This window comes from Methylomonas sp. BG-2 (assembly GCF_057766305.1).
In genome coordinates this window covers 1-11,432 of record NZ_JBYMAP010000138.1, presented here as the reverse complement: position 1 = coordinate 11,432, position 11,432 = coordinate 1, and the positions used below count along the sequence as shown (strand labels likewise).

6 protein-coding genes are annotated in these 11,432 nt (G+C 61.1%); 4 read left to right on the top strand and 2 right to left on the bottom strand.

Features of this window, described 5'->3' with window-relative positions; translation table 11 throughout:
- Nucleotides 1-225: 225 nt before the first annotated feature.
- Together glnE and glgX are read right to left on the bottom strand one after the other, a co-directional pair.
- Entirely contained in the window at nucleotides 226-3,102 is a 2,877-nt protein-coding gene (gene glnE, locus AC3B8H_RS13760; RefSeq protein WP_488442118.1) for a bifunctional [glutamate--ammonia ligase]-adenylyl-L-tyrosine phosphorylase/[glutamate--ammonia-ligase] adenylyltransferase, read from the bottom strand.
- A 111-nt stretch (nucleotides 3,103-3,213) separates the two neighbouring features.
- The gene (glgX, locus tag AC3B8H_RS13755; protein ID WP_488442117.1) at nucleotides 3,214-5,385 is read right to left on the bottom strand and encodes a glycogen debranching protein GlgX; all 2,172 of its coding nucleotides are present in this window, start codon (nucleotides 5,383-5,385) and stop codon (nucleotides 3,214-3,216) included.
- A 183-nt stretch (nucleotides 5,386-5,568) separates the two neighbouring features.
- On the opposite strand from glgX, the gene AC3B8H_RS13750 reads away from it, so the two are divergent.
- From AC3B8H_RS13750 to AC3B8H_RS13735, 4 genes are all read left to right on the top strand, one after another.
- The gene (locus AC3B8H_RS13750; protein ID WP_488442116.1) at nucleotides 5,569-6,240 is read left to right on the top strand and encodes a DUF4912 domain-containing protein; all 672 of its coding nucleotides are present in this window, start codon (nucleotides 5,569-5,571) and stop codon (nucleotides 6,238-6,240) included.
- Entirely contained in the window at nucleotides 6,233-7,822 is a 1,590-nt protein-coding gene (locus AC3B8H_RS13745; RefSeq protein WP_488442115.1) for a glycoside hydrolase family 57 protein, read from the top strand. The genes AC3B8H_RS13750 and AC3B8H_RS13745 overlap by 8 nt, the downstream gene beginning before the upstream one ends.
- 63 nt (nucleotides 7,823-7,885) lie before the next feature.
- A complete protein-coding gene (locus tag AC3B8H_RS13740) occupies nucleotides 7,886-9,382 on the top strand; it encodes an endonuclease/exonuclease/phosphatase family protein (protein WP_488442114.1) in 1,497 nt (498 codons plus the stop codon).
- Nucleotides 9,383-9,417: 35 nt separating this feature from the next.
- Nucleotides 9,418-11,010: a phospholipase D-like domain-containing protein gene (locus AC3B8H_RS13735; RefSeq protein ID WP_488442113.1), complete on the top strand. Its 1,593-nt coding sequence runs from the start codon at nucleotides 9,418-9,420 to the stop codon at nucleotides 11,008-11,010.
- The last annotated feature ends 422 nt before the right edge of the window (nucleotides 11,011-11,432 follow it).

Genomic DNA, 11,432 nt, shown 5'->3' with positions numbered 1-11,432 from the left:
GGACAAGTGTAGCGGACTCGACCGCGAATAATTAACACTCGTTCTCTGTGCTTATGTCCACCGCATCCGCCGGCGCGCGCACCGGCAACGCTTTAACACGCCGCGCCAATAACCCCGTTACCCACCGGCCTGATCTCCCCGCACGCCTGGAAATACAATCGCCATCTCTCTCGGCCAGCGGTTGGCTCCGCCAAACGCCTGTTTCAAACCGGGCGAAGCGCGGGTTTAAAGCATGTAGTGTCGCCAGAGTCGCTCAACCTCGGCACGCAGCGCCGTGAAGTCGTCGGCCGCCGCCGTTGCGCCGAGATCTTGCAACACTTGGTGATGACCGTAATCGCGATAGGCACAGTAAGCCTGCTTCAACAGCGCCGTTTCGGCGGCTGGCATCAAGCCGTGAGCCTGCAAGCCGTCCAACAGGCGGACGTTATCGGTATACCTCGCCAAATCGGGGTACTTCTCTGCATGCGCCAGAATGCAAAACTGCACGATGAATTCGATATCGGCGATGCCGCCGGGACTTTGTTTTAAGTCGAATACCGCCGGGTCCTTGGGCGCGAGATTGTCGCGCATCTTTTGGCGCATCTCGCGCACCTGGGTTTGCAACTCCGCGAAATCGCGGGGCAGAGCCAGAATGCGCGCGCGAATCGCCTCGTACGCCGTTTGCAACTCGGTGTCGCCGGCGACAAAGCGGGCACGCACCAGGGCCTGGTGTTCCCAAGTCCAAGCCTGATCGCGCAAATAGGCTTCGTAATGGCCGATGTGGGTGACCAACAAACCCGAATCGCCGTTGGGGCGCAATCTGAGATCGACTTCGTACAACACCCCGGACAACATCCGGGTATCCAGGATGTGACGGATTTTCTGGCCGAGGCGGATATAAAACTGGGCGGTGCCGATCGGCTTGTCGCCATCGGTTGGCGCGTCGCCGTCGGCGGCGTCGTACAGAAACACCAAGTCCAGGTCCGAGCCGTAACCCAGTTCTATGCCGCCGAACTTGCCGAAGCCGAGGATCGCGAAATGCTTGGGCTCCGGGCCGGTCGCGGGCGGAAAACCGTGTTTGGCCCCCAGCATCGCCCAAGCGCGCGCCAACACCTGCTCCAGAATCGCCTCCGCGATCCAGGTCAAATAATCGCTGACCACCATCACCGGAATAAACCCCATGATGTCCGCCGCCGCCACCCGCAACACATGCTGGTGTTTGAATAAACGCAACGCGATCATCAATTGCTCGCTGTCCTGGGCATCGACCCGGCTCAGGGCCAATCGCAAGTCCTCGCGCAACGCCTGTTTTTGCAACGGCGCGTAGAGGGCGCCGGTATCCAGCAATTCGTCGAACAATATCGGATATAAAGCCAGATAGTCGGCGATCCACGGGCTGGCTGCGGTCAATTTGATCAATTGCGCCAAGGCTTGCGGGTTTTCGGCCAGTAACGACAGATATACCGCCCGGCCGGTCACGGCCTCGAACAGCTTCAATACCCGCGGCAACGTGGTCGAGGGATGCTCGGTCTCGGCGACGCGTTCTATCGTCTGCGGCACCAAACGCTCCAGTATGGTCGCGCCCTTGGCGGTCATGCGCTTAACCGCGTGGCTGTGTTTGAAATCGACAATGGCTTGCAGCACATTGCCCGGCTCGGCGATGCCGTACTCCGCCAGGGCTTCCAGCGCCAATTCGTCGTCGGCGGCGCAGGTCCAGATCAGCCGGGCGCTACGTTGTTTGGTGTCCTGTTCGCTCAACGAAAACACTTGCTCGAAGCTGTCCTGCACCCGCTCGCGCACCGCGTCCAACTCGCGCTTGAAAGCCTCCCAATCCTCGAAATCCAGCGAGTAGGCCAAAATTTGCCGGACCACCGGCTGGGTCGGCAATTCGTGGGTTTGTTTGTCCTGGTATTCCTGGATGTGATTTTCGGTGCGGCGCAAGAAACGATAAGCGAACTTCAACGCCGCCACGTCCTCGCCGCTCATCAGCTTCAGGTCGGCCAGCGCGGCCAGGATGACTTGAATCTCGCGCTGTTGCAGCGCCGGCTCCTGACCGCCGCGAATCAACTGAAAGGCCTGGCCGATGAACTCGACCTCGCGGATACCGCCCGGCCCCAGTTTGACGTTGTCCAAGCGGTCGCGGCGCTTCAGCTCCTGAGCGATCTGAAACTTCAACGACCGCAATTCCTCGAAGGCGCCGTAATCCAGATAACGGCGGTAGACGAAGGGCTTGATCAGCGCGGCCAGTTGCCTGCCGGTTTCGAAATCGCCGGCCACCTGGCGGGCCTTGATCATCGCGTAGCGCTCCCACTCCCTGGCCTGGGTCAGGTAGTACTTTTCCATGCCGTCGAAATCCATGATTAGCGGGCCGCTGTCGCCGAACGGCCGCAAGCGCACGTCGGTACGAAACACGAAACCGTCGACGGTGATTTCGTCCAGCATCTTGACCAACGACCGGCACAAGCGGGTAAAGAACTCGCCGTAACTGATCTCCTTCTTGCCGGTCAGCAGGCCTTCCTCGGCATAGGCAAAGATCAGATCGATATCCGACGAATAATTCAGCTCCCAGGCGCCGAGCTTGCCCATGCCGAGCACGACGATATTGAACGGCGTGCCGTCGGCCAGCGTCGGCGTGCCCCAGCGCCTGCAAGCCTGGGCGTATAGAAAATCCAGCGCGGCGGCAATGCAGGTTTCCGCCAATGCCGTCAGATCGGCCAGCGTTTCGTCCAAATCGGCCCAGCCGGCCAGATCGCGCCAAGCGATGCGAACCATTTCCCGCCGTCGAAACCGGCGCAAAACCCTGGCCAGTGCCGGTTCGCCGTCCGCCTCGGCGACGGCCGCTTGCAAGGTCGCGGCGTATTGATCGCGGCGCATCGGCGCGAACAAATCGCCGCCGGCCGCCAAGTCCGGGATCAAGCCCGGTTCGCGCAGCCAACTGTCGGCGACGAATTGACTACAGACGCAGACCCTCAGTGCAGTCGCCGCGATCGCCTCGTGTTCCAAAACCGCCGCCTGCTCGGCGTCCAAAACCGCCGCCAGGCGTTTGCAAAAACCGGCGGCGACCGGTTGCAAATCCTCGGGCAGCGGAGCGGCATGGCGTGACAGCGCGGCAAAAATCGGCATGGGCGTTTCCTGTATCGACGGCAAAACCGCATGATACCGAAACTTGAACGAGCGCTCTAATTTGGGGCATCGCGCCGATGCCGGCGCCCGAGAGCGAAGCCCGGCTTCGGGCTAGTCGATCAAACGGATGCCGGTCAATTTGCTCAAAAAGGCCGACGCTTTATGCGACACCGACTCGCCGCCGCCTTCATTGGCGAAGCGGGTATTCTCGAATACCACGACCGAGTTGCCGCGTACCCGGTATTGCGGTACTTGCAACGGCGACTGATTGGCGAGTTCGACGGCGTCGGCCGGCGAACTCAGCGCGGTATCGATCGACAAGCACCAAGCCTTGCCTTCGAGCTTGGGCAAGTCGATCAGCGCGTCGTCCCGAGCCATGTTCATTACCACGTGCAAATCCGGCTCCTCCTTGGCCAACGCGGACAGCGTGTAGGACAGGAAGCGTGCCTCCGGATCGGTCCAGGCCGGCGGATGCACTTGATCAACGTCATACCAGTGAATGTCCGGCAGCGTCTTGCCTTCCAGCGGCCTTCCGGTCAGGAAGCGGCGGCGCATCAGCGCGGTGTGGCGCTTGCGGAGTTTGATCAAGGTCTGGACGAAGCGCAGCACGTCGGAGTTTTTCTTGGCGTCCTCCCAGTTCAACCAACTCAGCTCATTGTCTTGGCAATAGCCGTTGTTGTTGCCGTTTTGGCTGTTCAAGAATTCGTCGCCGGCCAGTAGCATCGGCACGCCGTGGCTCAGCAGCAGAATCGCCAACGCGTTCTTGGCGCGCCGCCGACGCAACGCCAGTATTTCGGGATCGTCGGTCGGCCCTTCCACGCCGCAGTTGTCGCTCAGATTGTTATTGCAGCCGTCGCGGTTTTCCTCGCCGTTGGCCTCGTTGTGTTTGTCGTTGTAACTGAACAAGTCGTTCAGCGTGAAGCCGTCGTGGCAAGTGACGAAGTTGATGCCGCTGATCGGCAAGCGATGCTGGTGTTCGTAAAGATCGCTGCTGCCGCAGATGCGGGTGGCCACTTCGTTGATCATGCCGCCGTCGCCGCGCACGAAGCGGCGAATCGCGTCGCGGTAGCGGCCGTTCCACTCGGCCCAACGGTAGCCGGGAAAATTGCCGACTTGATACAGGCCCGCCGCGTCCCAAGCCTCGGCGATCAGTTTGGTCTTGGCCAATTGCTGCGACAACTCGATGCCCCAGACCAACGGCGGGTCCTGCAATACGCTGCCGTCCTCGCCCCGCGCCAAGGCACTGGCCAAATCGAAGCGGAAACCGTCGACGTGCATCTCCCGCACCCAATATTCCAGGCAGGTGATGATAAAGTTGGTCACCAGCGGGTGGTTGGCATTGACGGTATTGCCGCAGCCGGTGTAATCCTGGAACACCCGTTTGTCGTACTTGTCGGTCAGATAAAAACTGTTGCCGGTAATCCCCTTGAAGTTGATGACCGGCCCATCGGTACCGGCCTCGGAGGTATGGTTGAACACCACGTCCATGATCACGCCGATACCGGCCTTGTGCAGCGCCCTGACCAGATCGCGGAATTCCCGAATATGAGTGCCCTGTTCCGGCGTCACACAATAGCCCGGATGCGGGCTGAAAAAGCTGTGGGTGCTGTAGCCCCAATAGTTGGTCAAGCCGCGCTCGGCGGTATGCGGCGGCACGTCCTGTTCGTCGAAGGCCATCGCCGGCAACAGCTCGACATGGGTGATGCCCAACTTCTTCAGGTAGGGAATTTTTTCGATCAGCCCCAGAAAGGTTCCCGGATGCTTGACCTTGGCCGACGGATGCCGGGTAAAACCGCCGACGTGCAATTCGTAGACGATGACCTTCTCGCTACGGATCGACAACGGGGTATCGCCCTCCCAATCGTACTGGTCGTCGACGACGACGCCGCGCATCGCGTGGTAGCTGTTGTCTCCGGGCACGCAGGCCGCGCCGCGCACCCACAACTTGTCGCTGACCGCCCGCGCCCAGGGATCGAGCAACAACTTTTCGCGGTCGAAGCGCAACCCCGTTTCCCGCGTTTGCGACGGGCCGTCCAAGCGCCAGGCATACCAGGTGCCGACCGGCAATTCGACGACGAACACGTGCCAGGAAAAAAAGGTGTGGTGTTTGTCGGTCGTTAGCGGAATGATCTGGAACGGCTTTTCACTGTCCGACTGAGCGAACAGCAACAGCTCCACGTAAGTGGCGTGACGGCTGGAAATCGAAAAATTGACGCCCCCTTCGCCGACTTTGGCGCCGTGGGGATAAGGACTACCCGACTTCACGTGGTATTGTTTATGCATTTCCTTGACCGAAAAAGTCCGAAAGGCCCGATTCTACTGCAATTCCGGCCGTCCGGCCTATGCCTTGCGTAAATAGGCGACAACGAGTAGAGTCTTCGCAATTTGCCGATTTTGCCAAATACCGCACAATTCACGCAGTTGACAGCGAGTCGAAACCAACAATCCGATTTCTTACCGTCGCCGATGGCTTTTTCGCAGTCACATTCTCCTGCTCGCGCCCCGCTATCGGCCGAAGAATTACGCGAAATCAGCCTATCCATCAGCCGGCAATTCGCGCCGCGCCGTTACGAATCCGGGGTTCGACGCGCGCCGACCGGCGGATTCTCGCCCAGCGAATTGCTGGAAATCAGTCAGCAAATCAGCCGCGAATACGCGCCGCGGGCGCGCGGCAGTCAGGCCAGCCTGCTGCTGCTGCCGATAGACCCACGCCATCTGCACGCGTTTTGGCAATTGGAAGCGCCGCTTCCCGCCGCTTCGCCGGATGCGGCCGAGCCCAGCCAGCTAACACTGCGAATCTTCAGACAAGCGCCGGCGGCCGGCGCGACCCCAGACACAGGGTACCCGCCGAGCTGGTTCGACGTCGCGGTTCCGACCCACGCCACGCGGCAACGCATCACGCTACCCGAGGAGCTTGGCGGCGGCGCGGCCCACTACCGCGCGGTGCTCGGCCGTTTTAGCGCCGACCGGCAATTCAGTCCGCTGGCGGTGTCCAACGACGCCGCGACCGCCGCGCAACCCGAGAGCCCGGACGATCTGACGCCAAGCCTGGCGCAATTCATGCTGCCGCTCCAGCTCGCGGTTTCCTCAACCTTGGCCGCCGATCCGGCCGCTCCAACTACAGACGCCGATGACTAAAGGCTATCTCGCCATCGTTTTGCACGCCCATCTGCCCTACGTGCATCATCCCGAACACGCCAGCTTCTTCGAGGAAAACTGGCTGTTCGAGGCGATCACCGAGTGCTATCTGCCCTTGCTGGCGGTATTGGAGCGCCTGCATTACGACCGGATCGCCTACCGCTTGACCCTATCGCTGTCGCCGACCTTGATCACGATGCTGGGCGACGCCTTGCTGCAAAACCGCTACCTGCACTATTTGCAAGGCCGGGTGGAACTGGCCGAGCGCGAGGTGGCCCGCACCCGCGGCCTGCCGCCGTTTCAGGCCTTGGCCGAGTTTTATCTGCACCAATTTCAAGACGCGCTGTACCGCTACCGCGAGCGCTACCGTTGCGAGTTGTTGCCGGCGTTTCAATTTCATCACGCCACCGGCAACCTGGAATTGACGACGACGGCCGCCACGCACGGTTTTCTACCCTTGCTCAACGTCAGCCCGGCCGCGGTCCGCAACCAGATCGGCGTCGGCCTGCGCTGTTTCGAGTCGCGCCTGGGCTTCCGGCCGCGCGGCTTCTGGCTGCCGGAATGCGGCTATTATCCGGGCCTGGAAACCGAGTTGGCCGCCAATGGCATCGACTATTTCTTCGTCGACAGCCACGCGCTGATGACCGCCGACAATACGGCGGGCCTGGGCGTCTACGCGCCGCTGGATTGCGGCAACGGCGTCGCCGCGTTCGGCCGCGATCCGGCCTCGTCGCGCCAGGTGTGGAGCGCGGAACAGGGCTATCCCGGCGACCCGGATTACCGGGAATATTACCGGGACATCGGCTTCGACCTGCCGCTGGAATACGTCGCGCCCTACATCCTGGATCGGGAAACCCGCATCAACACCGGCATCAAGTATTACCGGATCACCGGCCAGAACCTCGCCAAGCAAGCCTATCAACCCGCCCAAGCCCAAGCCAAGGCTAGACAGCACGCCGCCGATTTCGTGCGCCGCCGCCGCGAGCAAATCGCCGAGCTGGATCGCGAAATGTCGCAAGCGCCGATCATCGTCGCCCCTTACGACGCCGAGCTGTTCGGCCATTGGTGGTACGAGGGCCCGCTTTGGCTGGAACAGGTGTTGCGGTTGGCGGCCGAATCGGACAGCGGCTTGACGACCGTCGCCTGTTCCGACTACCTGCGACAACCGCTGCGCCACGGCAACGGTCGGCCGGCCGCGTCGAGTTGGGGCGAACACGGCTATTCCAGCTATTGGTTGAACGAAAGCAACGACTGGATTTATCCGCTGCTACACCGGGCCTCCGCCGAAATGGAAAAGCTCGCCGCCGATCTGAACGGCCTGAAGGTCACGCCGTTACAAGAGCGGGCGCTGAATCAGGCGGCTCGCTCGTTGCTGCTGGCGCAGGCCTCCGACTGGCCCTTCATCATGAAGGCCGGCACCACCGTCGATTACGCCAGAAAACGCATCGCCGACCATCTGGCCCGCTTCAATTATCTGCACGACGCCATCCGCAAGAATCGCATCGACGAACGGTATTTGACAGCGCTGGAGATCATGGACGATATTTTTCCCGACATCGATTTTCGCGATTACGCCGGCTGAGCCGGTATCGCGTCCCGGACCTCCGCGCCGGATTTCGCCAGCCCATCACCCCAGGAGCCCGGCATGGAACCGATACGCTTGATTTACACCAGCAATACCGCGACCGGCCGGGCCGGCGCGCGCCGCCAAGCGCTGAGTTTTTTAATCCAGGTAGCCGATTTGGACTACCGCAAAACCGTCGAGGTGGTTTGGCGCGGCCGCGACGGCGTTTGGCAAACGCTGGCGGCACGTTACCTGGCTAAAACCGGTGACGGCGGCGAATACTGGCGAGCCGAAGCCGAATTCACCGACGCCGCCGGCCAAGCCCTGCCCGGCGGCGTGCGTTTTGCGTTGCGCTTCGCTTGGCCGGGCGGCGAAGCCTGGGATAACAATCAGGGCCGCGACTACCACACCCGCGCCGGCGGCGGCCATCATCTGGCCGACGACCGGGTTCTGCAAACCCTGACCTTGCCCACGGCCTTGGCTTTGGAAACCACCGAAATTCCGCTGGTGGTCGCCACCGACGCGGCGCTGGCCATCGACCATGTCAGCGTGAACTGGAGCAACGACGGCTGGCGACGCACCCGACAAGCCCCCTGCAAGGCGGCCGGCCGCCGCCGCAAACCGGCCGGGGAACCGGCGACCGGTCTGAAACCGGCCCGGCTCTGGCACACTCGCCTACGGATCGGCGAAGCGTTTCGCATCGAATATTGCATCGCCGCCTACACCCGATCCCGCACCTATTGGGACAATCAGGCCGGGCAAAACTACCGGCTAAGCCGGCCGCCGCTACGGCTGCTGGTGTTGAATCTGCATTGCTACCAGGAAGCCGATCAGGACCGCAAATTCAGCCAAATCGCCCGCGCCATCGACGACTGGCGGGCCGATTTGGTGTGCTTGCAGGAAGTCGCCGAGCATTGGAACCACGGCTACGGCGACTGGCCGTCCAACGCCGCCAACATCATCAACTCGCGGCTATCGCAGCCGTTTCACTTACACTGCGATTGGTCGCATCTGGGTTTCGACCGTTACCGGGAAGGCGTCGCCATCCTCAGCCGCTATCCGTTGGAACGCCAGGAATCGCGCTACGTATCCGACAGCAGCGACGTCTACAGCATCCATTCTCGCAAGGTGGTCGCGGCCAACGTCACGCTGCCGCGCTTCGGCCGCATCGACGTCTTTTCGGCCCACCTGAGCTGGTGGGAAGACGGTTTCGAAAGCCAATTCCGCCGGCTGGCGGCTTGGGCCGACGCCCGCCGCGACCGCGAAGTCGGCGCTACGTTGCTGTGCGGCGACTTCAACGTCGCGGCCGGCTCGATCGGCTACCGCTTGATTGTCGAAGGCAACCAGTACCGCGATCAATATCTGGCGGCCAGCGCGCCCGGCCTGTATCAACAAATTTATCGGGTCGACGACGCCCATTGGCACGATTATCTGGCGGACGATTACCGGATCGATTACATTTTCATGAACAAGAGCGGTGCGCTCAAGGCCGTCTCCGCGAGAGCGGTGTTTACCGAACAGGACTACGGCCGGGTATCCGACCATTGCGGTTATCTGTTCGAATTCGAGCCCCGCTAATCCGTTTCATCGCACGTTTGAGGTAGCAATAGCAGATGCAAGCAGCAGAACATTACGCCAGGCCGGTGTTCGGCAAACTGGGCGGTTACTTTCCGCGCGGCAACGATTTTCGCGAAAGCTTCGACATCCGTTGGGGCAAGATCGATTTCGAGATGAGTCACGGCGTCGCGGCCAATCTGAAGGTGATTTTGCGCGTCTACCGGACCGAAATTTGCGAGACCTATATTGTCGATACCGACGCCTTCGACGTCGAATGGAACCGCCATAAACGCAGTACCCGCGATTTCTATGTGATGCCCCACTCGCGCCAGTTCGGCAAGATTCATTGCATCAAATTTTCGTTCATCGTTCATCTTGGGGAACATTCGATCGCATCCCGCCAGGAATACATCTTCATGGACGGCCAACAGCCCAGCGATCCCGAACCGCAGCAGCGCCACATCGGCGATCATTGGGCCACACCCAACCACTACCGGGCTCACGAACTCGACCCCAAGCAGCTACAAAGCGACGCGGACTGGTACGCCCACCGTTTCGACGCACTCCATCTGACGCCGAAGTTCACCAAGGGGCAGCAGCATCACCCCTACCATCCCAAGCGCTACATCCACGACCACATCGACAAAACCATCGCCGCCAAGCATCATCAACCCCAGCGGCTGTGCACGATCAAGGTCAGCGTGGATTGCATCGACGACCATGACTTCATCAACCATCTGATCCACGCCAGCCGCCAAGGCGTGCTGGTGCAATGCGTCGTCGATTGGCGCAAGATGACGCTAACCAACAGCGACAACTACGCCCGCCTGAAACGGGCCGGCATCGAGCTGGTCGGGGTGTTTTGCACGCCCAAGCACCATCTGATCGAAGTCGAGCCGGACATGCACACCAAGTTCGTGATTTTCAACGACGAGGATTGCATCCTCGGTTCGTTCAACATCACCTTCGACCGCTGGTGGGCCAACTGGGAATCGGGGATGAGCTTCCATTCCCAAGGCGTATGCCGGTTGCTGGACAACATCTTCCAAAGCCAGCGCGGCGGCGTGATCCAAAAATACGGCATCGACCCGCTCAGCCCGTTCAATTTGCTGTACACCTTCGGCCGGCAGACGATGGCCAACGGCAAGGTCTACCGGCCGCACCACGCGATACTCGCCGAAATCCACCGCGCCCGCCGCTCGATCAAGGTATGCCTGTTCTTGATCGGCGACTTGCTCGGCGACCACCACGACAGCGTGGTGTCGGCTCTGATCCAGGCCCGCGACCGCGGCGTGGACGTGCAATTGCTATTGAACGGCCATCTGGCCCGCCAAGGCAAGATCGGAGTCGAACGGCCGATGCGCGACGAACTCGCCCGCCCGCTGTTGCCGGCCGTGCAACGCCTGAAGGATGCCGGCATCCGAGTCGGCCTGGTGTACGGCCAGGACGATCTGCCGGTGCCCTACTCGCCCATCCACAGCAAATACTGCGTCATCGACGACTACATCGTCATCGACGGCAGCTTCAACTGGTACAACACCTCGGTGTTCTCCCACGACTTGCTGGTCGTCGCCGCCAACCGCGACGTGGCCCAACCGTACCTGTTCGAATTCGAACAGATTCAGCGCTTGTTCAGGGTGTTTTATTGACCGGGCGTTTGCCAGGCATTGATCAAGCCAAATCCGCCGGCCGGCCATGACCGTTGTCGATACCAACACGATGGCCTATCGCTACCTCGATAGCGATCGGAACCAGCACGTCGGCGTCGGCGATCTCAGCCGGATTCGCGGCAAGGGCGCGGCCTGGTTTGGGTCCTGGCTGATTGCGATCGGTTTATGTTGGCTGTGGAAGCTCATCAGGCCGAGCGCGGACTCCCGCCGTGGTCACTCGTGCCAACGCGCTGCCGAAAATTGGGATGGATATTGTTTCGCTGTCGCCAAGCCGAAATCAACACCGGTTCGCGGACCGGCAACATCCGCGAATCCGCTTCGGCGTTAACATTCAAGCGAGGTGGTGCGAGCTCCAATGATGCCCTTGACTAAGAGACGGCTCTCCATGAACCTAAAATGAG

What these genes read in the sequence shown, in the direction of transcription:
- AC3B8H_RS13735 (WP_488442113.1), top strand. Translation starts at nt 9,418, where the DNA reads ATGCAAGCAGCAGAACATTACGCCAGGCCGGTGTTCGGCAAACTGGGC.
- glnE (WP_488442118.1), bottom strand. Translation starts at nt 3,102, where the DNA reads ATGCCGATTTTTGCCGCGCTGTCACGCCATGCCGCTCCGCTGCCCGAG.
- AC3B8H_RS13745 (WP_488442115.1), top strand. Translation starts at nt 6,233, where the DNA reads ATGACTAAAGGCTATCTCGCCATCGTTTTGCACGCCCATCTGCCCTAC.
- AC3B8H_RS13740 (WP_488442114.1), top strand. Translation starts at nt 7,886, where the DNA reads ATGGAACCGATACGCTTGATTTACACCAGCAATACCGCGACCGGCCGG.
- AC3B8H_RS13750 (WP_488442116.1), top strand. Translation starts at nt 5,569, where the DNA reads ATGGCTTTTTCGCAGTCACATTCTCCTGCTCGCGCCCCGCTATCGGCC.
- glgX (WP_488442117.1), bottom strand. Translation starts at nt 5,385, where the DNA reads ATGCATAAACAATACCACGTGAAGTCGGGTAGTCCTTATCCCCACGGC.